21 protein-coding genes are annotated in these 24765 nt (G+C 69.7%); 10 read left to right on the top strand and 11 right to left on the bottom strand.

Translation table 11 applies throughout. From position 1 onward, the window contains the following. The 4 genes from CFP71_RS10460 to CFP71_RS10445 all read right to left on the bottom strand — a co-directional run. Positions 1 to 809, bottom strand: an 809-nt coding sequence (locus tag CFP71_RS10460) for an acyl-CoA dehydrogenase family protein (RefSeq protein WP_208635924.1), incomplete at its 3' end; no start/stop codon positions are given. Next, positions 806 to 2578 (bottom strand): fatty acyl-AMP ligase, encoded by a 1773-nt coding sequence (locus CFP71_RS10455; protein ID WP_093933638.1) that lies wholly within the window; start codon positions 2576 to 2578, stop codon positions 806 to 808. The genes CFP71_RS10455 and CFP71_RS10460, both read right to left, overlap by 4 nt. After that, positions 2575 to 2799: an MbtH family protein gene (locus CFP71_RS10450; RefSeq protein ID WP_093933637.1), complete on the bottom strand. Its 225-nt coding sequence runs from the start codon at positions 2797 to 2799 to the stop codon at positions 2575 to 2577. Before CFP71_RS10450 ends, CFP71_RS10455 begins: the two co-directional genes overlap by 4 nt. Before the next feature lie 236 nt (positions 2800 to 3035). Further along, complete coding sequence (locus CFP71_RS10445; RefSeq protein WP_093933636.1) at positions 3036 to 3452, bottom strand: histone-like nucleoid-structuring protein Lsr2; 417 nt, start codon at positions 3450 to 3452, stop codon at positions 3036 to 3038. Positions 3453 to 3700: 248 nt separating this feature from the next. Between CFP71_RS10445 and CFP71_RS10440 the strand changes: the two genes are divergently transcribed. Both CFP71_RS10440 and CFP71_RS10435 read left to right on the top strand, forming a co-directional pair. Continuing rightward, the gene (locus CFP71_RS10440; RefSeq protein ID WP_093933635.1) at positions 3701 to 4441 is read left to right on the top strand and encodes an ABC transporter ATP-binding protein; all 741 of its coding nucleotides are present in this window, start codon (positions 3701 to 3703) and stop codon (positions 4439 to 4441) included. A gap of 4 nt (positions 4442 to 4445) precedes the next feature. After that, positions 4446 to 7016: an FtsX-like permease family protein gene (locus CFP71_RS10435; RefSeq protein WP_093933634.1), complete on the top strand. Its 2571-nt coding sequence runs from the start codon at positions 4446 to 4448 to the stop codon at positions 7014 to 7016. Positions 7017 to 7034: 18 nt separating this feature from the next. Here the strand turns inward: CFP71_RS10435 and CFP71_RS10430 are convergent, their stop codons facing one another. Both CFP71_RS10430 and CFP71_RS10425 read right to left on the bottom strand, forming a co-directional pair. Further along, entirely contained in the window at positions 7035 to 8384 is a 1350-nt protein-coding gene (locus CFP71_RS10430) for a DUF2252 domain-containing protein (protein WP_093933633.1), read from the bottom strand. A 51-nt stretch (positions 8385 to 8435) separates the two neighbouring features. Continuing rightward, the gene (locus CFP71_RS10425) at positions 8436 to 9293 is read right to left on the bottom strand and encodes a DUF1206 domain-containing protein (protein ID WP_093933632.1); all 858 of its coding nucleotides are present in this window, start codon (positions 9291 to 9293) and stop codon (positions 8436 to 8438) included. Between the two features lie 50 nt (positions 9294 to 9343). Between CFP71_RS10425 and CFP71_RS10420 the strand changes: the two genes are divergently transcribed. From CFP71_RS10420 to CFP71_RS10410, 3 genes are all read left to right on the top strand, one after another. Further along, complete coding sequence (locus CFP71_RS10420; protein ID WP_093933631.1) at positions 9344 to 9703, top strand: antibiotic biosynthesis monooxygenase family protein; 360 nt, start codon at positions 9344 to 9346, stop codon at positions 9701 to 9703. 133 nt (positions 9704 to 9836) lie between these two features. Next, the gene (locus tag CFP71_RS10415; RefSeq protein WP_093933630.1) at positions 9837 to 10805 is read left to right on the top strand and encodes an Acg family FMN-binding oxidoreductase; all 969 of its coding nucleotides are present in this window, start codon (positions 9837 to 9839) and stop codon (positions 10803 to 10805) included. Next, on the top strand, positions 10802 to 11539 hold the full coding sequence (locus CFP71_RS10410) for a hypothetical protein (protein WP_093933629.1): 738 nt from the start codon (positions 10802 to 10804) through the stop codon (positions 11537 to 11539). Before CFP71_RS10415 ends, CFP71_RS10410 begins: the two co-directional genes overlap by 4 nt. On the opposite strand, the gene CFP71_RS10405 is transcribed toward CFP71_RS10410, so the two are convergent. From CFP71_RS10405 to CFP71_RS10385, 5 genes are all read right to left on the bottom strand, one after another. Then, positions 11521 to 12846 carry a DJ-1/PfpI family protein gene (locus tag CFP71_RS10405; protein ID WP_093933628.1) on the bottom strand — a complete coding sequence of 442 codons (1326 nt, stop codon included), beginning with the start codon at positions 12844 to 12846 and terminating at the stop codon, positions 11521 to 11523. The two genes, CFP71_RS10410 and CFP71_RS10405, sit on opposite strands and share 19 nt — an antisense overlap. Before the next feature lies 1 nt (position 12847). Further along, positions 12848 to 13246, bottom strand: a complete 399-nt coding sequence (locus tag CFP71_RS10400) for a hypothetical protein (protein WP_093933627.1) — start codon at positions 13244 to 13246, stop codon at positions 12848 to 12850. Positions 13247 to 13733: 487 nt separating this feature from the next. Further along, complete coding sequence (locus CFP71_RS10395; RefSeq protein WP_093933626.1) at positions 13734 to 14381, bottom strand: response regulator; 648 nt, start codon at positions 14379 to 14381, stop codon at positions 13734 to 13736. After that, entirely contained in the window at positions 14378 to 15481 is a 1104-nt protein-coding gene (locus tag CFP71_RS10390; protein WP_208635923.1) for a sensor histidine kinase, read from the bottom strand. Before CFP71_RS10390 ends, CFP71_RS10395 begins: the two co-directional genes overlap by 4 nt. Positions 15482 to 15834: 353 nt before the next feature. Beyond that, positions 15835 to 16833, bottom strand: coding sequence for a LacI family DNA-binding transcriptional regulator (locus CFP71_RS10385; protein WP_093933624.1), 999 nt, complete (start codon positions 16831 to 16833; stop codon positions 15835 to 15837). Positions 16834 to 16994: 161 nt separating this feature from the next. On the opposite strand from CFP71_RS10385, the gene CFP71_RS10380 reads away from it, so the two are divergent. Genes CFP71_RS10380 through CFP71_RS10360 form a run of 5 tightly spaced genes read left to right on the top strand, consistent with a single transcriptional unit; the run spans position 16995 to position 24257 of the window. Then, positions 16995 to 18065 carry an ABC transporter substrate-binding protein gene (locus CFP71_RS10380; RefSeq protein ID WP_093933623.1) on the top strand — a complete coding sequence of 357 codons (1071 nt, stop codon included), beginning with the start codon at positions 16995 to 16997 and terminating at the stop codon, positions 18063 to 18065. A gap of 2 nt (positions 18066 to 18067) precedes the next feature. Beyond that, a complete protein-coding gene (locus CFP71_RS10375) occupies positions 18068 to 19540 on the top strand; it encodes a sugar ABC transporter ATP-binding protein (RefSeq protein ID WP_093933622.1) in 1473 nt (490 codons plus the stop codon). A gap of 38 nt (positions 19541 to 19578) precedes the next feature. Continuing rightward, the gene (locus CFP71_RS10370) at positions 19579 to 20535 is read left to right on the top strand and encodes an ABC transporter permease (protein ID WP_093933621.1); all 957 of its coding nucleotides are present in this window, start codon (positions 19579 to 19581) and stop codon (positions 20533 to 20535) included. Beyond that, positions 20532 to 21524, top strand: a complete 993-nt coding sequence (locus CFP71_RS10365; RefSeq protein WP_167406066.1) for an ABC transporter permease — start codon at positions 20532 to 20534, stop codon at positions 21522 to 21524. The genes CFP71_RS10370 and CFP71_RS10365 overlap by 4 nt, the downstream gene beginning before the upstream one ends. A 9-nt stretch (positions 21525 to 21533) precedes the next feature. Further along, on the top strand, positions 21534 to 24257 hold the full coding sequence (locus tag CFP71_RS10360) for an AbfB domain-containing protein (RefSeq protein WP_093933620.1): 2724 nt from the start codon (positions 21534 to 21536) through the stop codon (positions 24255 to 24257). Positions 24258 to 24765: the final 508 nt, after the last annotated feature.

The raw sequence follows: 24765 nt of genomic DNA, 5'->3' as shown, positions 1-24765 counted from the left end.
AAGGCGGCCGCGAGCCGGAGCGCGTGCTCGCCCGCGCCGAGCGACAAGGCCGCGCACAGGGTCCGGGTGAGCTGGAGCGCGCGCAGGACGGTCTCGACACCGGTGCCCTCGGCGCCGAGCAGCGCGCCGGCGGGCAGTTCGGCGTCCTGGAATTCGATACCGGAGATGTCGACGCCGCGGATCCCGTGCGTCGGTTCCTTGGGCAGTGTCCGCCAGGTGCCGGGAGCGAGCGCGGCCTTGTCGACGAGGAAGAGGCTCTGGCCGCGACCGGTGCCCGCCTTGCCGGTGCGGGCGAGGACGGTCAGGTACCGGGCGCGGGTGGCGTTGTTGATCGGCCATTTCACGCCGTCGAGCCGATAGCCGGTTTCGTGCGCGGTCGCCGTCGACTCGCCGTTGAGCAGATCGGCGCCGTGGTCCGGTTCGGACAGTGCCCAGGCGATCCGGGCGCCGCCCAGTACGCGGGCGGAGGTGGCGGCGGCCTGCCCGGCGTCGCCCGCGATCCAGACGGAGGCGGCGCCGAGATACGTCTTGCCGTGCGCGATCACGGTGCTCAGGTCGCGCCTGGCCACCGTGCGCCACAGGCGCAGCAGCAGTTCGTGGTCTTCGACGGCGCCGCCCCACGCGGTGGGGACGTAGTACGCGGGCAGGCCGAAGGCGTCCAGCAGGTCGACGAAGGGCGCCGGGAATTCTTCGGCGGCGTCCAGTTCGGCGACCCGGTGGCCGATCCCTTCGGAACCGGCCACCGGGACGTCCACCAGGGCGGTGTCCAGCGCGATCTCGATCTCGGTGACGGCGCGAGTGGACGTCACGGCTCCGCTCCCGACGGGGCGGGACGCACGTCCGGCTCCAGTTGGGCGTGCAGTACCGCCATCTCACCGGCGAGGAACCGGTCCCGCATGGCGGTGCGCTTGATCTTCCCGCTGGTGGTGCGGCGCACGGTGCCGCGCCGGACCAGCACGACGTTGCGCACGGGGAAACCGAACGACCGGTTGAGCCGCTGGGTGACGGCGCTGACCACCGACGGCAGCTCGGTGGCCGGGGTGCCGGGACGGACTTCGTGGACCAGCACGACCCGCTCGTCCGGCGCGCCGACCCCGAACGCGGCCCCGAGCTGACCGCCGAGAGCCTGATGCGCGGTGCGGGCTTCGTGTTCCACGTCCTGGGGGAACAGGTTGCGGCCGTGGACGATCAACATCTCCTTGAGCCGCCCGGTGACGAAGATTTCGCCGTCGGCGAAGGCGCCGAGGTCGCCGGTGCGCAGCCAGCCACCGCCGTCTTCGACGCCGGCGATCTCGGCGTCGAAGACGCGCGCGCTCAGCTCCGGCTTGCCCCAGTAACCGCGGCCGATGCTGTCCCCGCGCAACCAGATCTCGCCGACCCGGCCCTCGGGCAACCGCTCACGGGTGTACGGGTCCACGATCCGCGCGTCGAAGAACTCCGGCCGTCCCACCCCGATCACCGGCCGTCCGGCGCCACGGGGCGCGGGGACCAGTGCGGGCCGCTCGGCCGTTTCCAGGCGCCGGGCGTCCACCCTCAGCACGGTCGGCCGGACGTCGTCGGGCACGCAGGCCACATACGCCGTGCTCTCGGCGAGGCCGTAGCCGGGGGAATGGGCACGGGGATCGAGCCTGATCCTGGCGAACCGTTCCGTGAACGCCTCGACCGTGGGCACGTGGATCGGCTCGGCGCCGTTCAAGCAGTAGCGCACCGCCGAGAGGTCCAGACCGTCCGTCATCTCGTCGGTGATGGCCCGGGTGCAGAGGTCGTACGCGAAGTTGGGGCCACCGGTGCAGGTGACCTCGAACCGGTCGAGCATGCGGAGCCAATCGGCGGGCCGCCGGACGAACGTCGTCGGCTGCATCAGGACGAGGGGGGCGCCGCACATCAGCGCCGCGGTGAGCTGGCTGAACAGGCCCATGTCGTGATGCAGCGGCAACCAGCCGCCGAACCGGTCCCGCGGGCCGAGGTCCAGGTGCGTGCACAGCGCCTCGACGTTGGACAGGACGGCGCCGTGGGTGAGGATCACGCCGTTCGGGGATCCGGTGGAGCCGGAGCTGTATTGCAGGACCGCGTCCGTGTCGCGGCCGACCGGGCGCCGGCCCGCGGGCCAGGGGACCGGCTCCGGGGGCGCGGGGCGTACGGCTTCGACGGACGACCCCGTCAGGCCGCGCTCGCGCTGGAGCTCGGTGACCTTCGCGAGCGCGGCGTCGGTGGTGATGGTCAGCCCCGGCGAGCAGTCGGCCGCGATCGCGGCGACCCGTTCGTCGGCACTCGACGACTGGCCCGGCAACGGTGACGGCACGGCGATCAGCCCGGCGAGCAGGCAGGCGACGTAGATCTCCACGAACTCCGGGCCCGTCGGCAGGGCGATGAGCACCCGTTCGCCGGGCGCCAGCCGCCCGGCCAGCTCGGCCGCTCGCGCCTGGGCCCGCCGCGCCAGCTCGCGATAATCGACGGTTTCGTGATCCGGCGAAGTCGAGCCACGGTAGAAGGTCAACGCGGTGCGATCCGGGAACTCGGCGGCACGCGCGGCGAAGGCCTCACCCAGGCTCTGATATCCGGTGAGGTCGATGGTCATGACGCCGGCGCTGTTTTCTCCATCGCCTCGATGAGGCTCTTCGGACGCATGTCGGTCCAGTTCTTCTCGATGTAGTCGAGGCAGTCTTGCCGCCCGGCTTCCCCGAACACGGATTTCCATCCGGCGGGAACATCGGCGAAAACAGGCCAGAGGGAATGCTGACCCTCGTCATTGACCAGGACGAAGTAATCGGCGTCCGGGTCCTCGAAAGGATTTGGCATGGAATTGCCCCTCTCACGGCGAAGTGATCGAGCCCGCAGGTGCTCGGCAGGCGGCTCACTATGCCTCCGCGCCCGGCCGACCGGCAATGCCGTCCGGAGTCGGCGGCGTCCAACCGCCGTCCGGCCCCCACTTGGACGCGGGGGTGCCGTGTCCAGGGCCGTGAGAGACGTGAAGGACTCCTTGAGGGACTCTGGGTCCCTCAAGGAGTCCTTCACGGACTCGGTGTCTCAGTGGGTCAGGAGGTCTTGCGCGGCTTGCGCTTGCGCTTGGGGGCTTCCTCGGCGGCCGGTTCGGCGGGGGCCGATTCGGCGTTGTCGAACGCCTCGTAGATCTCGTTCGGGATGCGGCCGCGTTCGGCGATCGCGTACCCGTTGGCCGAAGCCCAGGCGCGAACCTGCTGGTTGCGCTCGCGGTCGGTCGGCTTCGCCGTACCACCGGCCACAGTGGACTGTCCGGTCGCGACCTTCACCTTGCGGCCGCCGATCCGCCTGCTCGCCTCGATGTACCGTTCGAGCTCGTCACGCAGGGCGCCGGCGTTGTCGTCGGACAGGTCGATCTCGTAGGTGACGCCGTCGAGCGCGAAGGGCACGGTCTGGGTTGCTTCGCCGCCGTCGATGTCGTCGACGATCTGAACGGATACCTTTTGTGCCATCGATAGTGCCTTCCGCTAGGTCCTGGCGCGCCGCCTTGGATTTGACGCGCTGCCAATGAGCCTAGCCGTCGGCCCCCGGACCTGCGGTGTGGCGGTCTCCCACTGTCTCTTCGGGACACGTGACGGGGGCCTCCGCCCGCCTCGTGGTGGTGCCAGCGCTACCACGGATCTTCCCTCTCGCGGGATCGATCCCGGCCCCCGTCGACCGTAGGTTTTCGGGAGAGATCACCACTGGTTAAGGGGAAGCGATGAATTCAGGGGGCGCGTGCGCCTTGTCACTGGAATCCGTGAGCAAGGTCTACGGATCCGGTGACGGCGCGGTCACGGCGTTGAACGGGGTGACCGTCGGGGTGCGCAAGGGCACGTTCACCGCGGTGATGGGACCGTCGGGATCGGGCAAGAGCACCTTCCTGCACTGCGCGGCGGGCCTGGACAAGCCGAGCTCGGGCCGGGTGCTGCTGGGGGACACGGAGCTCAGCGGGTTGCGGGAGAAGGCGCTCACCGAGCTGCGGAGGACCCGGATCGGGTTCATTTTCCAGGCGTACAACCTGTTGCCGTCGCTGAACGTGCTGCAGAACATCACCTTGCCGACCCGGTTGGCCGGGACGAAGCCCGACCCGCATTGGCTGCGCGAGATCGTCGAGGGGGTCGGGATCGCGAAGCGGCTCGAACACCGCCCGTCGGAGCTCTCCGGTGGCCAGCAGCAGCGGGTCGCGATCGCCCGCGCGCTGATCACCCGGCCGGAGGTCGTCCTCGCCGACGAGCCGACCGGGGCGCTGGACACGCGCACCGCCCGCCAGGTGCTCGATCTGCTCCGTTCCATTGTGGACACCATGGGGCAGACCGTGCTGATGGTCACCCACGACCCGGTCGCGGCGTCGGCCGCGCACGGCGTGCTGTTCCTGGCCGACGGCAAGCTGGCGGGGCACCTCCCGCAGCCGACGCCGGAACGGGTCGCCGAGCGCATGACCCACCTCGGGGAGTGGTGACGACATGTGGGATTTGGCCTGGCAGACGACGAAGACCCGCTTGAGCGGTTTCGTCGGCGCGTTCGTCGCGATCCTCTGCGGTACGGCGCTGGTCGCCGGCTGCGGCATCCTGATGGAATCCGGCCTGCGGGCGGGTGTCCCGACCCAGCGCTACGCCGACGCGGCGGTCATCGTGGGCGGGCAGCAGACGGTCGACCCGCCCGGCGCGGGCCCGCTCGAAAGCAAGCAGGTGGCCGAGCAGGCCTCGGTGCCGGTGTCGATCGCCGGGACGATCGGCTCGGTGCCCGGGGTCCGCGGCGTGGTGACGGAGCAGAGCTTCCCGGCCACCGTGGTGGCGGCCGACGGCCGGGCACTGAACGGGCCGGAGGGCGGCCAGTCGCTGGGCCACAACTGGGACGCCGCCGCGCTGGCGCCGTTCTCGCTGCGCGACGGCCGGGCGCCCACCGGTGCCGGTGAGGTCGTCCTCGACGCGGACCTGGCGTCGCGGAGCGGGGCCGTCGTCGGCGGGCACGTGAAGATCGCCGTCCGGTCGGCGCCGGTGGACTTCGTGGTCTCCGGGATCGCCGCCCCGAAGTCGGGTACCGGGCTCACCCGGCAGTCCGCGGTCTTCTTCACCCAGGAGAAGGCCGTCGAGCTCGCCGCGACGCCCGGTCAGGCGCACGCGATCGGCGTGCTGGCGAACCCCGGCGTCACACCGGACGACCTCGCCGAGAAGATCCGGGACGCCGTGGGCACCGACAAGGTGACCGTGACGACCGGGGTCGAGCGCAGCACGGTCGAGTTCCTCGACGTCAGCCAGACCCGGATGCTGCTGATGGCGCTCGCGGGCTCGTTCGGCGGCTTCGCGCTCCTCATCGCGGTGTTCGTCGTGTCCAGCACGCTGGCGCTGGTCATCAACCAGCGCCGCCGGGAGTTCGCCCTGCTGCGCGCGATCGCGGCGACACCTCAGCAGATCCGCAAGCTCATCGGCGCCGAGACGATGCTGGTCGCGGTCGTCGCCGGGGTGCTGGGCAGCGGCCTCGGCGTGGCGGTCGGGTTCGGGCTGAGGAACGCTTTCGGGGCCATCGGGGTGATCCCGCCGGACTTCGAGCTGGCGATCAGCCCGATCCCGCTCGTCGCCGCGCTGCTGCTCGGGCTGGGCACCGCCCGGCTGGCCGCGTGGTCGGCTTCACGGCGTCCGTCGTCGATCCGGCCGGTCGAGGCGCTCGGCGAGGCCGCGGTGGAACGGCGCGACCTCGGCCGTGTCCGCGTCATCGCCGGCTGCGCGCTGGTGGTGGCGGGTCTCGTCGGCTCGCTGGTCCCGGCCTTCGTCCGCGGTGAAGCCGGGCTCGCCGCTTCCTCGATGTCGGCGCTCATCATCGTGATCGGGCTGGCCGTCCTCGGCCCGAAGGTGGTCGCGGTCATGACCCGGGTGATCGCCCCGGTGCTCAACCGGACGTCGCGGATCAGCGGCTACCTGGCCGCCGCCAACAGCCAGGCCAACTCACGGCGCCTGGCCGCGGCGGTGACGCCGGTGATGCTGGCGGTCTCGTTCGCGCTCTCGATGTTCTACAGCCAGACCTCCGCGGCCGCCGCCGTCCGGGAGGAGACCGTGGCGTCGACCACCGCGGACCACGTGCTGGCGAGCACGACCGGGGGCGTTTCACCGGAGGTGGCCGAGGCGGCCCGGCGGATCCCGGGCGTCGCCGCCGCGACCCCCGTCGTGCGCACCCAGGTGATGAACACGGTCCAGGAGCAGGACACGGTCCGCGTCGAGCAGTACGGGGCGCAGGGCCTGGACGGCGCGCAGGTCCGCGGGAACCTCGAACTGGGGGTCGTGTCTGGCAAGATCGCCGACCTGACCGGGAACACCGTGGCGATGAGCGAATCGGAAGCCGACTGGTACGAGAAGAAGATCGGCGACGAGGTCGAGTTCTACTTCGGTGACGGGGCTCCGGCGAAGCTGCGGCTGGTCGCGACCTACACCCGCGACCAGGCTTTCGGCCGCTACGTGCTGCCCGTGGAGCTGGCCAGGGCGCACACCGGCGACCGGATGGACGATTCGGTGCTGGTGCGGCAGCAGCCCGACGCGGACCCCGCGACCGTGACCGCCGCCCTGCGCGACCTCTCCGCCCGCTACCCGGGCCTGGTCGTGACGCCGGGATCGGCCGTGGCCGCCCCCGCGGGAGGCCAGCAGCAGGCCCAGTTCTACGTGAACCTGGTCGCGGTCGGCGTGATCCTCGGCTACGTCGTGATCTCCGTGGCCAACACGCTGGTGATGAGCACGGCGCAGCGTTCCCGGGAGTTCGCGCTGCTGCGCCTGATCGGCACCACGAAACGCCAGGTGATCCGGATGATGCGCCTGGAAGCGCTGGCGACGGTCGGCGTCGCTGCACTGCTGGGGACCGTGGTGGCGGGGATTCCCCTGGTGCTGCTGAACCTCGGCCTGCGCGGGACACCGCTGCCCTCCGGCACCGTCGCCGTCTTCGGCGGGGTCATCGCCGGAGCGATCCTGCTCGGCCTGGTCTCGCTCGGGCTCGCCACCAGGGTGGCGCTGCGGTCGAAGCCGATCGACGCGATCGGCCTCCGCGAGTAGCGGGCCCCCGTCGTCCGGTCAGCCCTCCGCGGCGGGCCGGACGGCGGGGATCTTCCCGCCGCGGAAGGCGTCCACGAACAACCGGTGGTCCTCCCGGGACTGCTCGGCGTAGGCCATCCCGAACTCGGTCAGCGCGCGGACGAACTCGTCCTCACGGTCACCGATGACATCGGCGATGGCCTCCTCGCTCTGGAAATCCACCAGCGTCTGCTCGGAGTCCGAATCGGACACACAGTGCATCTTCGCGGTGGCCCGGCCGAGGTAGTCGAGGACCGGCCGCATCTCCGACGGCTCGGTCAGCTCCGACCAGTCCAGGTCGTCGACGTAGGGCGACAGCTCCGAGACGACGAACCCGGTCCCGTCGATCTCCGTGTACCCGAGCCAAGGGTCCGCGTGCGCCTGCAACGCGCGCTGGGAGACGGCGGTGCGGTGCCCCTCGTTGGTGAAGTAGCCGCGGATGCGCTCCTCGGACACGATCCTGCTCGACGCGGCGACGTTCCCTTGTTTCATGGACAGGACGACGTCGTTCTCCAAAGCCTGGGTCCGGCCTTCGACGAGGATGTTGTACGCCGGCAGCCCGGCCGAGCCGATACCGAAGCCGGTCCGGCCGACGATGTCCTTGACCCGGTAGGTGATGCTGCCGAACCGCTTGTTCTCCGGAATGGTGTCCAAATAGGACTCGAAGGCGGCGATCGCGGTCTCGCGTTCGGCCTTCTCCAGGACCCGGACGCCCGGACCGTGCCGGAACCTTCGGTCGTAGTCCACCACCGTGGTCAGCTCGTCGAGCAGGTCGATCCGGGTCTTGAGCCGGGCCCGGAGCAGGACGCTGTGCAGGACGCCTTCGGTGCTGTCCAGCTGGAGCCGGACGAGTTCGTCGCCGGGACGCTCGGCGTACTCGCGGACCTGCTTCACGTAAGCGCGCAGGTACGTGCCGATCAACGTCTCGATGTCGTCGTCCGAGATCGCCTTGCTCCACGCCAGCAGCGCGACACTGGCCGCCAGCCGCTTGAGGTCCCAGGTGAAGCAGCCGAGGTAGGCCTCGTCGAAGTCGTTGACGTCGAACACCAGCGTCCCGGAGGAATCCATGTAGCTGCCGAAGTTCTCCGCGTGGAGATCGCCCTGGATCCACACCCGGCTGGTCTCGTCGTTCGCCCACGGGTCGTCCTCGTCCGCCATGTCCGCGTAGAACAGGCACGCCGAACCCCGGTAGAAGGCGAACGGGGCGGCGGCCATCTTGCGGAACTTGCGGCGGAACGCGTCGGCGTCCGCGCGCATGAGGTCGTCGAAGGCCTCCACCAGCACTTCGACGATCCGCGCCTGCCGCTCGTCCTCGCCCCGCTCGCGGATCCGTTCGACCACACCTGTCATCACGACCTCCAGACGGCTTTCACGGTGCCACAGGTCGGTTCGCCGGGCAGATCAGATCTTGCGGAAGCGCGCGTCCAGCAGCGCGAAGGCGCCGAACGCGGCGATCCCGGCGGCGAGCGCGAGGAGCATCGGGCCCCCGTAAGGCTGGGCGGCGAGCGTCTTCAACGCGGCGTCGAGCCCGCTCGCCTTGGCTGGGTCGAAGGTGACGGCGGCGATGACCGTCAGGACGCCGACGGTGCCGTACGCGGCGGCAAGCGCGATCCAGCCGATCTGCCCGAGCCGGATCGTCGTGGTCCGGGCCGGCCCGGAGGCGCCGCCGAAGTCGAGTTCCCGTACGAAGGTCTTCCGGATTCCGCGCTGGGCGAGGAAGACCGCCACCACGACGACGCCGATCCCGGCGACGGTCACCAGGACCTGGCCGTAGGACTCCGCGAGGATCTCGGCGACGAGCGAGCCCTGGCCGTCGTCGGCGCCCGCGACGGCGATCTTCACCGCGCTGTAGGACACGAGCCCGTAGAGCACGACCTCGATCCCGCTGACGGTCCGGCGAACGACACGTCGCCGTGCCTTCACGTGCCGATGCCCGGTGATCGCCTCGCTCAGCTGCCACAAAGCCAGCACCGCGAGCCCGGCCGCGATGAGCCACAACAGCCACGCGCCCCCTTCGGCGACCACCATCTGGAGCGCTCCGGCCTTGTCCGCCTTCGCCTGGTCACCGAGAGCGACCTGCGCCGCGAGCCACGCGACGAGCAGGTGCACGAGCGCGTAGCAGACGAGCCCGCCCCGGGCGATCAGGCCGAACGTCTTGCTGTCGCGCATCGGGCGATCCTTGTCGAGCGCGCGGCACTCCACCAGGCCCGGCCGGAGCAATGTGTCCGATATGTCGGCCAGATCACTCTTGATCTCCACCGAGGTCGAGGGTCGATGCTGAGATCACCGAACTGCTTCGAGGAGTGAACATGAGCGAGGACAAAGGCTTCTACTCGATCATCGAGTACGCGGTCGACGGGCCGGAGACCCAGGCGGCGCTGGTGGACGCCTTCGCCGGCATCCAGGACCGCTGGGTCCGGTTCTATCCGGGCTACGTCTCGGCGCGCTTCCACGCGAGCGTGGACGGGACGCGGGTCGTCAACGTCGTCAGCTGGGCGAGCGAGGCGGACTACCGCCGTTTCGAAGAGACGTCGGACACCGAGGGACGGCTCGCGGCCATCCAGGCGGCACTCGACGGCCTGCCGGGCGAGGTCGAGTCGCGCGTGAGCTCGAACCCGCGCTACCGCGTCGTGCGGCAGACCGGCCCCGGCCCGCGAGCGGGTGACTGATCGCGGGGGAGACACGTCGAAGGATCACAGGCCCGGAGAGGCCGAAAGTCCCGGTCCGAAAAGGACCACGGCCACTGCCGGTCCCGGCTTCCGGGCGACAGGCTGAGGAGTACCCCTCCGGCTAGGAGCCGCGATGATCCTCACTGAGACACCGGTCGTCACCGCCGCGCTGGAAGCCGCCGTCCGCGCGCCCTCGCCGCACAACAGTCAGCCGTGGCTCTTCGAACTCGGGCCGGACGTCATCGACCTCGTCCTCGACGAGGACCGCGTGCTCGAGGTATGCGACCCGGACCGGCGGGAGGCGCGGCTGTCCTGTGGTGCGGCGTTGCTTAACCTCCAGCTCGCGATCGCCGTCGCCGGGCGGTCCTGCGACGTGGAGTTCCTGCCACGCAAGGACCGCCCGGAGCTGCTGGCCAGGGTCGTCGTCGGGGCCCGGCACCGGGCGACCGCGACGGAACAGCGCCTGGCGGCGTCGATCCGCGCGCGTTACTCCAACCGGCGGCCCTTCGCCTCGACCGCGGTTCCGGCGGGATTCCGGTACGCGGTGCGGCAGGCAGCCCGTGAAGAGGGCGCGAAGCTGATCCTGCTCGACGAGGTGGGCCTGCTGGAGGCCGTCACAGGGCTCATCCGCCGGGCGGACCACGTGCAGACGCTCGACGAAGGCTTCCAAGCGGAGCTCCGCGCGTGGACCAAGGAGAACGGGAGCCGCGAGGGCGTTCCGGCCTATGCCGGCGGACCTCGACCCTCCGGCGGGTTGCTGCCGGTCCGGCACCACGGCCAGAGCGAGCAGGCCAGGGAGTTCGAACGCGACCCGGTCGTCGCGGTGCTGACCACGCCGACCGACGGACCGCTCGCGCAGATCCGCGCCGGACGGGCGATGCAGCGGGCGCTGCTGACGGCGACCTCGCTCGGCCTCAGCGCCTCGTTCTACTCGCAGCCCATGGAAATCCCGTCCGCTCGCGCCGTCCTGCGGTCACTGCTCGGCGAGAACGAAAACCCACAGGTCGTTTTCCGCCTCGGCTACGGCTTCCCGGGCTCCACCACGCCGCGTCGCCCGGTCGACGCGGTCATCCGGACCAGGTCGGGGGAGAGCCACCGGTGAGCGCCGCCGTACTCGGCACACACCGCTGGACGGCCGAGGAGACACGGATCCTGGTGCGGGCCGCGCGCTGGGCGCCCCGGCGGTGGCTGCGCGGCGAATGGCCGCTGGAGATCCGGGACGACGGCGTCGACGTGGTCGAACGGCCAGGGGGCGACAGCCGGGGAAGACTCATCGCGTGCGGTGCGCTCCTGGTCCACCTCGAGATCGCGATGCGGGCACTGGGCTGGATCCCGGAGACGGAGTTCTCGCACGACGACGCCGATCCGCGGCGGATCGCCCGGATCACCGCCGCCGCGCGGAAACGTCCCGGCGCGGGCGATCTCGCCTCGTTCGGGGCGATGTCCGGGCGCGCGTCGTACTCGTGCCACGGGACACCCATCCTGAGTCTGGACGAGGAACCCGCCGACGGCGTCCGCGTGAAGTCGCTTTCGCCGCGCCGGATCCGCGCGCTGCCGAAGGTGGGCGGCGCGCTCGCCCGGACGATCGCGCCACCCGGCGACGCTCCCGAGGACGCGTGGTCGGCCTTCCTGATCACCACCGCTTCGGAGTCACGCCACCATCTCGTGCGGGCCGGACAGGTGGCGCAGCGGCTCCGGCTGCTCGCCACCGAGTCCGGCGTCCGATGCGTGACCGTCACCGACCCGTTCGATCCCGCGAGGGTCCGGGGCTCGCTGTTCGGGCTCGCCGGGATCCCGCAACTGGCGGTCGGCGTCCATCACGCGCGGCGGCGATAGAGGGCGCGGATCCCGAAGGCCGCGAGCAGTCCGAGGACGGCCAGCCCGAACGGCCGGAGCGCGATCTTCCACGGCCACGCCTCGCCGCCGAGCGCGAGATGATCGGGGCGGTACTCCAATGTCCTGGCTGTCCAGCGCGTGGTCGCGGCGTCCGTGGTGCGCGCCAAGTCTTCGAGCACTGCGTCGAACGGGAAACCCGGCGTGGAATGCAGATACACCGGCGAGAACGCGGAGTACCGATCGGCCGCGTGTCGCACGGCCGCGTCGGCGCCGGGCACGATCAGCCTGTCGAGGTCGCCCGCGGCCGGCGTGCCGCGCGGGGCGAAGGTCAGTCCGTGCCGGGACCGGATCGGCGAGCCGTCCAGGCCGACCGCCGTCGTCTCGACCGCCAGCGACTGGCCGTAGGTGTCGAACACCGCCGCGAGCTCCAGCTCCCGGATCCCGGTGGTCAGCAGGATCCCCAGCATCGGCTTGTCCCATTTGAAGGCGGTGTTGAAGCCGACGACCGTGTCCGCCGCTTCGAAGGTGTTCTGCGCCATCGTCGGGCTGGAGCCGGGGGAGTAGTGGCTCCAGCCGATCGTTTCGGCGGTCTTCCGCGCGGTTTCGGTGCCGGCGAACCGCTCGGTCACCCGCAGCGCCCCGTCGACCCCGGACAGGATCCCGGCCGTGGTCACGATGGTGCCGTCGTCGACGTAGCGGGTGCCGCGAATCCAGTCCACGGCGGGGAATTCGTCGTCGAAGCCGCCGATGCGGATCCAGTGCGCGGTGGCCTTCCGCCCGTCGAGGAGCCCTGCCGACGCGAGAACGCCCGAACCGTTGCAGACACTCATGAGCAGCGCGCCCTTCGAGGACTGCCGCTTCAGCCAGTCGGTCACCGGACGCGTGGTCGGCTCGCCGAGGTCCGGCAGCGCGGGCACCACCACGACCTCGGGGGCGGCGGAGGAAAGCAGTCTGTCGAGGTCGGCGAAACCCAGGTCGGGGATCAGGTCGAGCCCGCCGGTCAGGGTGACCGGCCGGGCCTCCGGCGCGACGGTGTAGACGTTGAACGCGCCGCTCGCCGCCAGGATCTCGTACGGGGCGAGGGTGTCCGAGACGACGGCGCCCTGGTTGCCGACGACGATCACGGCGGTGGGCTTGGCGGGATCGTGCGCCCGGGGTACCGGTCGCGGTGAGCTCCCGTCGGTTCTCGCCGTGTAGCGGTTTTCGAAGCTGGCGCCGAGCGTGATGCCGCCCAGCGCGAGCGGCAGGGCCAGTGCGGCGACGGTGAACGCCAGTGCGGTCAGCGTGACACGGGCGAAGGTGCGCATGTCAGGCCCCGTACTCGGCGCGACGGCGGACCATGGCGGCGAGCATCGCGGGCACCATCAACACGTGCCCGGCGGTCATCAAGGTCGTCCCGGAGACCAGACCGGTCCAGAAGAACGGCAGGAAGAGGACGTACGGCAGGTACATCGCGGCCGACATCTCCGCGATCGAAGCCCAGCCGTGGCGCCGGATCCGCATCCACAGCGCCATGCCGAGCGACATGTTCGTCGCCATCACCAGCGCGCTCGCGGTCGCGTTCTTCGCCAGGTCCGGCCACAGGAACGACCAAACCGGTTCGAGGACGATCATCCCGGCCACCATCGCGACGAGCATCTCCACCGCGTGCCGGGTGAAGTGGAGGATGGCCCGGTTTCGGGTCTTCGGTTCCGTCGTTTGATTCATGGAGCGATGTTCTGCCCTGCGAGGGCACGAAGGCAGGTGCCGGAAGTCATGCGCGGGGTCATGTGACCAGGCTCGGGGCATCCCCCGTCGCGTTGAAGGGGCCGGAGCTGGGCGGCGACTCGAGGTCGTGAGCGGTAAGGACGGCTACTGGGCCGAAAGCCGAAGGTGTCGGGTCGGGTGGCGAAGTCCGTGAAGGCCTCCTTCCCTACTTTCAGGGTAGGGAAGGAGGCCTTCACAACCTGGTGCAGGCCATCACCTTCCGCCGGGCACGGCCCCGGTGGGAGAGCGTTGCGAAAGCCACTTTCGCAACCTTCACTGTTGCGAAAGTCCCTTTCGCAACAGTCGGCGCCGGACTGCACTGGGCCGCAGAGGTCGTGAGTGGTAAGGACGGGGTCGCGATAAGGCAAAAGGTGGCCTTCGAGATCCGCCGGGTCGGCTGCTCCGGTCCTGTCATTCCCCATGAGAACGACCCGAAACACTCCCGAGGTCAGAACAGGCCGAGTTCCCTCGCGCGCAGGGCCGCCTGGGTCCGGTCCCGCACCTGGAGCTTGGACAGCACGCTCGTCACGAGGTTCTTCACCGTTCCCTCGGCGAGGAACAGCGTCTTCGCGATCTCGCGGTTGCTGTGGCCGTCCGACAGCAGTCGGACCACCTCCAGCTCGCGCTCCGAAAGCGGGGTCGCCAAAGGCTGCGGCCTAGGTGTTTCGGCCGGAAGCCGCGCCACCCTGGCGACGAGCTTCGCCGCGACCGAGGGCTGCAACACCGACTCACCCCGTTTGGCCGCGACCAGCGCTTCCACCAGCCGCGTCGACGAGACGTCCTTGAGCAGATAGCCGACGGCGCCCGCTCGCAGCGCGGCGAAGACGTCCTCGTCGTCGTCGAACGTGGTCAGCGCCAGCACCTGTACGCCGGGTTGCTCGGCCCGGAGCCGGGTGGTGGCCGCGATCCCGTCCAGCACCGGCATCCGCAAGTCCATCAACGCGACGTCGGGGTGGAGTTCGGCGCAGAGCCGGACAGCTTCCTCGCCGTCGGCGGCCTCACCGACGACGGTGATCTCCGGCTGGACCTCCAGCAACGTCGCCAACGCCTCGCGGAACAACGCCTGGTCGTCGACGATCAGGACACGGACGCTCATCCCGGCACCTCCACGGTGAGCGTCAGGCCCTGGCCTTCCGCCGAGTCGACCGAGACCCGGCCGCCGAGCCCGGCGACCCGCTCTCGAAGCCCCACGAGCCCGAAACCCTTGTCCGGCGGGGAATCCCTCGTGAGTCCGAGGCCGTCGTCGCGGACTTCGAGCCGGACCCGGTCGGCTCCGGCGTAGTCGAGCACCACGGTCGCGGCCTGGGCCCGGGCGTGCTTGCGCACGTTGGTCAGTCCCTCCTGAGCCGCCCGGAACAGCGACTCTTCCACCTCGACGCGCGTGTCCCGCGCGGTGCCCTTGACCTCCAGCCCGGTCGGCACGCCCGCCGCGGACGCCTCTTCCGTCAAGGCGCGCAACGCGTCCGCCAGTGGTTCGGAACGTGGCTCCCGCAACGCCGACACCGACCGGCGGACCTCGGCGAGCGCCTCCCGCGACTGATCCTGTGCCTTGGCGAGCATCCCGTCGGCGCGTTCCGTGTCGCCGGTGCCGATCACCGCGCGGGCGGCCTGCAGCATCATCTGCACCACCGTGAGGTGATGACCGAGCCCGTCATGGATGTCGCGCGCGAGCCGGTTGCGTTCCTGGATCGTCGCGAGCTGCTCGGCTTGCGCGGCGTGATCGCGAAGCCGTTCGTGTGCCTCGGCCAGTTCGTCCCGCGCTCGCTTCTCGCGGACGATCAGCTCGGTCACCACGGCGGCGAACACCATGACGGCGAGCGTCCCGAGCCCCTCGCGGAGCCCGTCCATCGGCGCCATCGGCAGGTGGATCAGCGGGATCAGCACCGCGACCCCGAACGCCACACGCACCCGCAGCAGCAAGACGGTGTGGCAGACGAGGACAACGAGAAGCAGCACGGCCCCGACAGCGGCGCCCGAAAGCGAGAACAGGGTGAAGCCGAGCGGTAACTGAACGCAGACGTACGCGATCGCGTGGACGCGTCCGTGTTTCTGGACCCAGGGGAAGCCGGCGATCGCGATCGCCGCGTAGACCAGACCGGTGAGGAGCGTCGGCAGCACGAGCGTCTCGTATTTGGCCGAGCCGAGGGGCAACGTCACGTACGCGACGAGGGTCAGCGCGGCCAGGGCCCGGTTCACGGACACACAATGCTGGACTCCGCGCTATCGCCGCAAGTAGTCACCTGCTCGCACCGTCTCGCTCCGGTCCGTGAAGGCCTCCTTACCTACCCTGAAGGTAGTGAAGGAGGCCTTCACGGACTTGCGGATCGCTACGCTCGCGCCAGGCGCACCAGATGTCACGGCGGCTGCGCGTGGATGCGCCGCGGCCTGGCCACGTGAACGTCCCGATTCCTACATCGTCACGAGCGCGACCCGGCCGGCGAGCTTGATCAACCCCTACCGACAGCCGAGCGGGGAAGAATCCGGACACTCGACGCCCGAAGTACCCGTCCGCTCCAACCCGAATCGCCGCTCACGACCCGAGGCGGGAGTCAGGCGACGGTGCTGTTCCGGATCTCCAGCGAGAACGGCGTCTGGACGTCCTCGGGTTCGATGTCGCTGCCGCCCGCGATGCGCCGCCGCAGCAGATCGACCGCCGTCCGCGCGATCGCCGCCTTGTCCGGCGCGATCGTCGTCAGCGAGGGGAGGCTGTACGCGCTCTCCTCGTTGTTGTCGAAACCGACGATCGCCATGTCCGACGGCACCTGGACCCCGCGTTCGGCCGCGGCGCGAAGGGCGCCGATGGCGAGGAGGTCGTTGAAGCAGAAGACCGCGTCGGGCGGCTCCGGCAGTGCGAGGAGATGCGCCATCGCCTCGGCGCCGTTGGCGCGGTGGTAGCGCAGCGCGGGCAGGACCAGTTCCGGAACGGGCGCGAGCCCAGCCTCCTCGAGCGCAGAGTGGTAACCCTCCAGGCGCTGCGCGGCGGTGTGGCGCTGCGGATGCGCGCCGATCGCGGCGATCCGCCGCCTGCCGAGCGAGAGCAGGTGCCGCACCGCGATCCGGGCGGCCTGGACGTTGTCGATGCCGACGTGATCTATCGGGACGTCGACGACGTGCTCGCCGAGCATCACCAGCGGGACACCCGGTGCGAGGTCTTCGAAGTCGTTGGTGTGCAACGCTTCCGGGCTGATGATTGCGCCGTCGATCAGATGCGGGCCCAGCGCGGACAACGTGTTGCGCTCCCGCTCCCTGGTGCCGAGGGTCTGCTCGATGAGCACGTTCCACTCGTGCTCCTGCGCCGCCTGGAGCACGAGGCCCGCCAGTTCGCCGAAGTACGGGATGCTCAGTTCGGGCAGCATCAACCCGAGGAACCCGGTGCGGCCGCGACGGAGGTTGCGGGCACCGAGATTGGGCCGGTAGCCGGTCGACGCCAGTGCCTCCTCGACGCGCTTGCGGTTCTCCGGCTTGACGAAGTCGTAGCCGTTGACCACGTTCGACACGGTCTTGACGGAGACGCCCGCAAGCTTGGCGACGTCCTTGAGCGTGGCCACCCTCGCTCCCCTCTGCAGTGGTCCGGCACAGATCCGGCACAGCCTAGCCGCGCGAACGGCGGATTTACAACGTTGTACCAACGATGTAAATCTGGCATCGTCCCTATGAGTGACATGGGTCACCGCAGATCCGTGTGCTCGACTTTCCCGAGGAGCGATCGATGTCCCTGCCCATCCGCCGCACCCTGCTCCTGGTGACCGGCCTCGCGCTCGCGCTGACGGCCTGCACCAGCCGTGAGACCCAGCAATCCGCCCCGTCCGGGGCGGGGCCGGCCGCTTCGGCGGCGCCGAGCCAGGCCGCCGCCGGACCGGGATGCGCCCGCGAGAAGACCGGCTACCCGCAGGTGGACGTGAAGAACGCGGTCGTCGGTTTCTCCCAGTCGGAGAAGGAGGCGAACCCGTTCCGGATCGCGGAGACGCAGTCCATTAAGGACGAAGCCGCGAAACTCGGCATCCCGGCGGACAAACTCCTGGTCACCAACGCGCAGAGCGATCTCAACAAGCAGGTCAGCGACATCAAGTCGTTGCTGGACCGGGGCGCGCAGCTGCTCATCGTCGCGCCGCTGAACTCCGACGGCCTGCAGCCCGCCCTCGACGCGGCGAAGGCCAAGAAGGTCCCGGTCGTCACGATCGACCGCAAGGTGACTTCGCAGCCGTGCTCGGACTACTTGACCTTCATCGGCTCGAACTTCGTCGAGCAGGGCAAGCGCGCGGCGCAGGAGATGGTGAAGGCGACCGGCGGCACCGGCAAGGTCGCGATCCTGCTCGGCGCGTCCGGCAACAACGTGACCACCGACCGCACCAAGGGTTTCAAGGACGAGATCGCCGCCACGGCGGGCATCCAGATCGTCGCCGAGCAGACCGGTGAGTTCGACCGCTCCAAGGGGCAGGCGGTCATGGAGCAGCTGATCCAGAGCAACCCCGAGATCACCGCCGTCTACGCCGAGAACGACGAGATGGGCATCGGCGCGGTCACCGCGCTCAAGGCCGCGGGCAAGACGCCGGGCAAGGACGTCAAGGTCGTCTCGATCGACGGCACCCGCAACGCCGTCCAGCTCATCGCCGACGGCAGCTACAACGCGGTCATCGAATCCAACCCGCGCTTCGGCCCGCTGGCCTTCTCCACCTTGGCGGACTTCGCCGCCGGCAAGGAGATCCCGGCGACCGTGGTCATCTCCGACGACCAGTACGACTCGGCGAACGCGGCCCAGAAGCTCGGGAACGCGTACTGACGATGGAACCGGTTCTCGAGGTCGAAGGCGTGACGAAGACGTTCGCCGGGGTGCGCGCGCTCGACGACGTGTCGTTCGCGCTGCGGCCGGGCGAGGTGCACGCGCTGGTGGGCGAGAACGGCGCCGGCAAGTCGACGCTGATCAAGGTGCTCACCGGCGTGCACAAGCCGGATTCCGGCACGATCCACGCGCGGGGCGCGATCTCCACGATCTACCAGGAGGTCAACCTCATCCCGCTGATGAGCGTGGCGAGCAACGTGTACCTCGGCCGCGAGCCGAGGAAGAGGTTCGGTCTGGTCGACTGGGCGCGGATGAACTCCGACGCGGCGGCCCTGCTGGCGGACTACGGCATCGAAGCCGACGTCCGCCGTCCACTCGGGACACTCGGCGTCGGCGCCCAGCAGATGGTCGCGCTCGCCCGCGCGGTGTCGGTCGACGCCGACGTCGTGATCATGGACGAGCCGACGTCCTCACTGGAACCGCGTGAGGTCGAGACGCTGTTCGAGGTCATCGGCAGGCTGCACGAACGCGGGATAGCGATCGTGTACGTCAGTCACCGGATGGACGAGCTGTACCGGATCTGCGAACGGGTGACGGTGCTGAGGGACGGCAAGCGGGTCCACACGGGACCACTCGCCGACCTGCCGCGCCTGGAACTGGTGTCGATGATGCTCGGCCGCAGCGTCGGCGACATCCGCTCGCACGGCGCGACGGCCTTCGAAGGCGACCACGAGGCGGGCCGGGAACCGGTGCTGCGCGCGGAGAACCTCACCAGCGGCAACCGGCTGGCCGGGGTCTCGGTGGACATCAAGCCAGGCGAGATCGTCGGGCTGGCCGGGCTGCTCGGCTCCGGCCGGACCGAGACCGCGCGGGCGATCGTGGGCGACCTGCCGCTCTCCGGCGGCACGGTGCTCGTCGGCGGAAGGCAAGTGCCGCAGGGGAATGTGGCCGCCGCGATGCGCGCGGGCGTCAGCATGCTCGCCGAGGACCGCAAGACCGAGGGGATCATTCCGCATCTTTCGGTGCGGGAGAACATCGTGCTCGCCGCGCTGCCGAAGCTGTCCCGCTTCGGCCTGGTCAGCCGCGCCCGGCAGGACCGGATCGTCGACACGTTCGTGAAACGCCTGCGGATCAAGGTGTCCAGTCCCGATCAGAAGGTCGCCGAACTGTCCGGCGGCAATCAGCAGAAGGTGCTGCTGGCTCGCTGGCTGTGCACCGAACCGAAGGTGCTGCTGCTCGACGAGCCGACCCGGGGCATCGACGTCGGCGCGAAGGCGGAGGTACAGGCGCTGATCGACGAACTCGCCAAGGACGGACTCGCCGTCCTGCTCATCTCGTCCGAGATGGAGGAACTCCTCGACGGCGCCGACAGGCTGGTCGTGCTCAAGGACGGCGCGGTGGTCGGCGAGCTGGCGGGTGACCGGCTGACCCAGGACCACGTGCTGGCCGCGATCGCCTCGGGCGGCGCGGAATGACCAGTACCCAGCGCAGAACAGAGGAACCGGGAACCACCATGACGGACACGGCGAAAACGGTGGACCGGACCAAGGTAGCGCGGTGGCTGCAGGAGTACGGCGTGTACGTCGCCGTCGTGGCGCTCGTGCTGTTCAACATCGCGTTCACCGCGAACTTCCTGACCGTCGGCAACTTCCGGACCCAGCTCATCCAGGCCGCGCCGGTACTGGTGGTCGCGCTCGGGATGGCGCTGGTGATCGGCACCGAGGGCGTCGACCTGTCGGTGGGCGCGGTGATGGCGCTGTCGGCGGCGATCATCCCGTTGTACCTCGGAGCCGGGACGCTGCCCGCGGTCGCCATCGCGCTCGTCGCGGGGCTGGCCGCCGGGACGCTGAACGGTGTCCTCGTGGCGAGGATCGGGATCCAGCCGATCGTGGCGACCCTCGCGTTACTGGTCGGCGGGCGCGGGCTCGCGCTGGTGCTCGCCGACGGCCAGCTCGTCCAGCTGCACGATCCGGACTTCCTGGCGCTGGGCACCGGCGAGGTGCTCGGGATCCCGGTGAGCGTCCTCATCGCGGCCGTGCTGGCGGTGCTGATGGCAGCGCTGGTCGGGAAGACGACGTTCGGCAGGCGGCTGGTCGCGATCGGCGGCAACCGGCGGGCCAGTGTGCTCGCCGGTCTGCCGGTGAACCGCGTCCTCGTCGGCGTCTATGCCATCTGCGGTCTGCTCGCGGCCTTGGCCGGGGTGCTCTCCACCGCCCGGCTCGGCGCCGGCGACCCCGCGGACGCCGGATTGCTGATGGAACTGTCCGCGATCACCGCGGTGGTGGTCGGCGGCACCCCGCTGACCGGCGGGCGCGTCCGCATCCTCGGCACGGTGATGGGCGTCCTGCTCATGCAGCTCGTTCGCGCCACGCTCATCAAGCACAACCTGCCGGATTCGACCGCGCAGATGATCCAGGCCGCGATCATCGTCGGCGCGGTGTACGTCGCACGGGAACGGAGCAGCCGATGACCGCGGCGCCCACGATGGCCGCCCAGGACTCCACCCGGCGCGAGCTGATGACCGGGGTCCTGCAGAAACAAGGCGCGGCGATCGCGCTGGTGCTCATGGTCGCCGTCGCGTGGCTGCTGTTCCCGCGCTTCGGCAGCCTGGACAACCTGCGCGACATCGCCTTGCAGAGCTCGTTCCTCGCGATCATCGCGCTCGGGATGACGTTCGTGATCATCACCGGCGGGATCGACCTGTCGGTGGGTTCGGTCTACGCGCTCGGCGGCGTCCTCGCCGCGTACGGGTCGCAATGGGGCTTCCTTGTCGCGTTGCTGCTGCCGCTCGCCGTATGCGGGCTGATCGGGCTGATCAACGGGCTTCTCGTGGCGAAAACCGGGATGGCGCCGTTCATCGTCACGCTGGCGTCCCTGCTGTTCGCCCGCGGGCTGCTGCTCGCGATCACCAGCGAGGGCGCGACGACGTACAAGATCCCGGCGGGGGAGGCGTTCGTCGAACTCGGCCGGGGCACGCTCTTCGGGTTCGGCTATCCGGTGTTCATCGCCGCGGCGCTGTGCCTGATCGGCGGGCTCCTGCTGCGGCGGACCCGGTTCGGCCAGTCGGTGTTCGCGACCGGCGGCTCGGAACAGTCCGCGAAGCTGATGGGACTTCCGGTGGCGCGCACCAAGGTCACCGTCTACGTGATGAGCGGCGTCCTTTCCGGTCTCGCGGGCGCGCTCACCGCGGCCTACCTGCAATCCGGCGTCACGGTGATCGGGGTCGGCCTCGAACTGGACGCCATCTCCGTCGTCGTCATCGGCGGCACCCTGCTGACCGGCGGGATGGGCACGATTCTCGGAACGGTCATCGGCGTGGGCATCCGAACGGTCATCCAGAACGTCATCAACCAGATAGGAACTCTCGACAGCAACTACCAATCGGTGGTCAGCGGTGCGTTCCTCTTGGTGGTCGTTGTGCTGCAACGGTCATTGGCCCGCACGACCGCCCGGAGATAGGGAGATCGCATGCACCGAAGAACCGCGCGCGCCCTGAGCGTCGTGGCCGGTCTGCTGGCCGCCGCGACGACGCTCGTCCCCATCGCCCAAGCCGCACCGGTCCCGCTGCCCACCCCGTGGACGGACCAGGTCTCGCCGTCGAACGCGCTGCCCGAGTATCCGCGCCCGCAACTGGTGCGCTCGGAATGGCTCAACCTCAACGGGACCTGGGGGTTCACCGGCGCGCCCAACCTGAACTCGCCGCCGATCGGCAGGCCGCTGAGCGAGAACGTCCTCGTGCCCTACCCGATCGAGTCGATGCTGTCGGGGGTCAAACGGCACGAGGACAACATGTTCTATCGCCGGACGTTCACCGTTCCGTCCACTTGGGACGGTCGGCGGGTGAAACTCAACTTCGGCGCCGTCACCTGGGAGACCAGGGTCTGGGTCAACGGGACGTCGATCGGGAGCCACACCGGCGGCTTCGACGCTTTCTCGTTCGACATCACCCCGGCGCTGAAGGCGGGGGAGAACGAGATCGTCGTCGGCGTCGCCTCACCGGTCGACGGCAGCCGCTACCCGGTCGGGAAGCAGCGCAGGACGCCCAGTGGCATCTTCTACACGGCGGCGTCCGGGATCTGGCAGACCGTGTGGCTGGAACCGGTCCGGGCGGAGCACATCACCCGGCTCGACACCACACCCGACGTCCCGGGCGGCGCGCTCGACCTCGTCGTCCAGGGCACGGCCGGGCAGCAGGCGACCGCCGAAGTGCTTTCCGGCGGTCAAGTCGTCGGCACCGCCACCGGCGCCGTCGGATCCCACCTGCGGGTCCCGGTCCCGAACGCGCGGCTGTGGTCACCGGACGATCCTTTCCTCTACGACCTGCGGGTGCGGCTGCCGGGAGGTGACGTCGTCACCGGGTACTTCGGGATGCGGTCGCTGGGCAAGGCGATGGTCGGCGGCGTGATGAGGCCGCTGCTCAACGGCAAGTTCGTCTTCCAGATCGGCACGCTGGACCAGGGCTATTGGCCGGACGGCATCTACACCGCGCCGACCGACGCGGCGCTGCGGTTCGACCTCGAACGCCAGAAGGCCTTGGGCTTCAACATGGTCCGCAAGCACATCAAGGTCGAACCGGCGCGGTGGTTCTACCACGCCGACAAACTCGGGCTGATGGTCTGGCAGGACATGCCCGCGCTGGACGCCGTCGACGAGGTCCCGAACGGGCATGCGAACTACGAATCCGAACTGCGGCGGATGATCGAGCAGCACAAGGGCATCACCTCGATCGTGCAGTGGGTGCCGTTCAACGAAGGCTGGGGCGAGTACGACGCCGGCCGGATCGTCGACCTGGTCCGGTCGATCGACGACACCCGGCTGATCAACCACAACTCGGGCTCCAACTGCTGCGTGTCCGATCCGGATCCGGGCAACGGCGATGTGATCGACGACCACGCCTACCAGATCTCCACCGGCACCAGGCAACCCGACGCGAGACGGGTCGCGGTGCTGGGGGAGTACGGCGGCCTGGGCAGACGCGTCACCGGGCACGAATGGGAGCCGGGTAAAGGTTTCGCGTACGGCGCGCTGTACCCGGACGAGACGTCGCTGACGAACCGGTACGTCGAGATCACCAAGCAGGTCGGGCGGATGGTGCACGGCCGCGGGCTTTCCGCGTCGGTCTACACCGAGCCGTACGACGTCGAGAACGAGGTCAACGGCTTCTACACCTACGACCGTCGCGTGCTGAAGATGACCGAGGCGCGGGTACGCGAGATCAACCAGAAGGTGCTCGCCATCGCCAAGGGCACCGAGGTGGGCCGGGGCGAACTGGTGTCGCTGCGGGTCACGACGCCCGGGTACACGGACCGGTACCTGCGACACCAGGACGACTTCGTCCGGACAGACGTACTCGGCGAAGGCAGCCCTGACGTCGCCCAGAAGGACGCGACCTTCTGGGTCCGGCAAGGGCTGGCCGACGCGTCGTGCCTGTCGTTCGAGTCGCGCAACTACCCCGGGCAGTTCCTGCGGCACGCGTCGTCGAGGATCCGGAAGGACGCGAACGACGGCTCGGCCCTGTTCGCCGGGGACGCGACCTTCTGCGCTCGCGAAGGCGCGGGCGGAACGGCGCTGGAGTCCTTCAACCAGCGTGGCGCCTACCTCCGCCATTACGCCGAGACCGTCTATCTCGCGCGCAGCGGCGGGGCGAACCCTTGGGACACGCCGTCGAGCTTCGCGGAGGACACGACGTGGGCGGCTTCGGTCCCGCTTTGGCGCAGCGGCGCCGACCTGCCGCTGGACCAGGCGCGATCGTTCAAGGTGACCACGCCCGGCTTCACCGACCGTTTCCTGCGGCACCGTGACGGCCTCGCGCGGACGGACGTGGTGAACGCGTCGAGCGCGGCGCTGCTCAAGGCGGACGCGACGTTCGTCGTGCGGCGTGGCCTCGCGGATCCGTCGTGCTACTCGCTGGAGGCGCGCAACTATCCGGGCCGGTTCCTGCGGCACGCGGACTTCCGGGTGCGGCTGGGAGCGAACGACAACACCGACCTGTTCCGGAGGGACGCGACCTTCTGCGCCCAGCCGGGTGCCGGTGGGGTCCGGCTGGCGTCGGTCAACGAGCTCGGCACGAACATGCGGCACTACGCCGAGGAGGTCTTCGTCGCCACCAGCGGCGGTGGCCACCCGTTCGACAACCCGGTCTCGTACGACCAGGACGTCACGTGGGCGGTCTCGGCGGCCTGGGCTCCGTAACCGGTCCTGTCCGTGAGGGCCCCTTACCTACCCTGGCGGTCAGGGTCCCGGCAAAGGGTCGTGAGTGGTAAAGAGGGTTAGAACCCTCTTTACCACTCACGACCCACCGATAAAACCGGACATATATGCTTCAAGTGGGCACACTTCGGTGATCCGGGGTCCTTTGTGGACACCACAGTTCAGGCTCTCAGGTCGTCTGCCCTGTCCGGAGGTCCCGTTCGAATCATCAAGAGCGGCATCGGCCTGCGTTCTTTCGACTTTGCCGAGACCCTGACCGTGAAGGTAGTGAAGGAGGCCTTCACGGACTTGCGGATCGCCATGTTCGTCCCAGAAGCACCAGCAGTCACAGCAGTCACGACGCCTCGGCGAAGTACGTGATGGCCCCCTTCACTGCGCTAGGCGCAAGGAAGGGGCCATCATGTACCGGCGTGCCTGCTTGGGATGTTGTGAAAGTGGCTTTCACAACCTTCAATGTTGCGAAAGTGGCTTTCGCAACGCCGCCGCCTCG

The organism is Amycolatopsis thailandensis, from assembly GCF_002234405.1.
Classification (GTDB): Bacteria; Actinomycetota; Actinomycetes; order Mycobacteriales; family Pseudonocardiaceae; genus Amycolatopsis; species Amycolatopsis thailandensis.
This window is presented reverse-complemented; position numbering and strand designations above follow the sequence as displayed.

What these genes read in the sequence shown, in the direction of transcription:
- CFP71_RS10455 (WP_093933638.1), bottom strand. Translation starts at nt 2,578, where the DNA reads ATGACCATCGACCTCACCGGATATCAGAGCCTGGGTGAGGCCTTCGCC.
- CFP71_RS10450 (WP_093933637.1), bottom strand. Translation starts at nt 2,799, where the DNA reads ATGCCAAATCCTTTCGAGGACCCGGACGCCGATTACTTCGTCCTGGTC.
- CFP71_RS10445 (WP_093933636.1), bottom strand. Translation starts at nt 3,452, where the DNA reads ATGGCACAAAAGGTATCCGTTCAGATCGTCGACGACATCGACGGCGGC.
- CFP71_RS10440 (WP_093933635.1), top strand. Translation starts at nt 3,701, where the DNA reads ATGAATTCAGGGGGCGCGTGCGCCTTGTCACTGGAATCCGTGAGCAAG.
- CFP71_RS10435 (WP_093933634.1), top strand. Translation starts at nt 4,446, where the DNA reads ATGTGGGATTTGGCCTGGCAGACGACGAAGACCCGCTTGAGCGGTTTC.
- CFP71_RS10430 (WP_093933633.1), bottom strand. Translation starts at nt 8,384, where the DNA reads ATGACAGGTGTGGTCGAACGGATCCGCGAGCGGGGCGAGGACGAGCGG.
- CFP71_RS10420 (WP_093933631.1), top strand. Translation starts at nt 9,344, where the DNA reads ATGAGCGAGGACAAAGGCTTCTACTCGATCATCGAGTACGCGGTCGAC.
- CFP71_RS10415 (WP_093933630.1), top strand. Translation starts at nt 9,837, where the DNA reads ATGATCCTCACTGAGACACCGGTCGTCACCGCCGCGCTGGAAGCCGCC.
- CFP71_RS10405 (WP_093933628.1), bottom strand. Translation starts at nt 12,846, where the DNA reads ATGCGCACCTTCGCCCGTGTCACGCTGACCGCACTGGCGTTCACCGTC.
- CFP71_RS10400 (WP_093933627.1), bottom strand. Translation starts at nt 13,246, where the DNA reads ATGAATCAAACGACGGAACCGAAGACCCGAAACCGGGCCATCCTCCAC.
- CFP71_RS10395 (WP_093933626.1), bottom strand. Translation starts at nt 14,381, where the DNA reads ATGAGCGTCCGTGTCCTGATCGTCGACGACCAGGCGTTGTTCCGCGAG.
- CFP71_RS10380 (WP_093933623.1), top strand. Translation starts at nt 16,995, where the DNA reads ATGTCCCTGCCCATCCGCCGCACCCTGCTCCTGGTGACCGGCCTCGCG.
- CFP71_RS10375 (WP_093933622.1), top strand. Translation starts at nt 18,068, where the DNA reads ATGGAACCGGTTCTCGAGGTCGAAGGCGTGACGAAGACGTTCGCCGGG.
- CFP71_RS10370 (WP_093933621.1), top strand. Translation starts at nt 19,579, where the DNA reads ATGACGGACACGGCGAAAACGGTGGACCGGACCAAGGTAGCGCGGTGG.
- CFP71_RS10365 (WP_167406066.1), top strand. Translation starts at nt 20,532, where the DNA reads ATGACCGCGGCGCCCACGATGGCCGCCCAGGACTCCACCCGGCGCGAG.
- CFP71_RS10360 (WP_093933620.1), top strand. Translation starts at nt 21,534, where the DNA reads ATGCACCGAAGAACCGCGCGCGCCCTGAGCGTCGTGGCCGGTCTGCTG.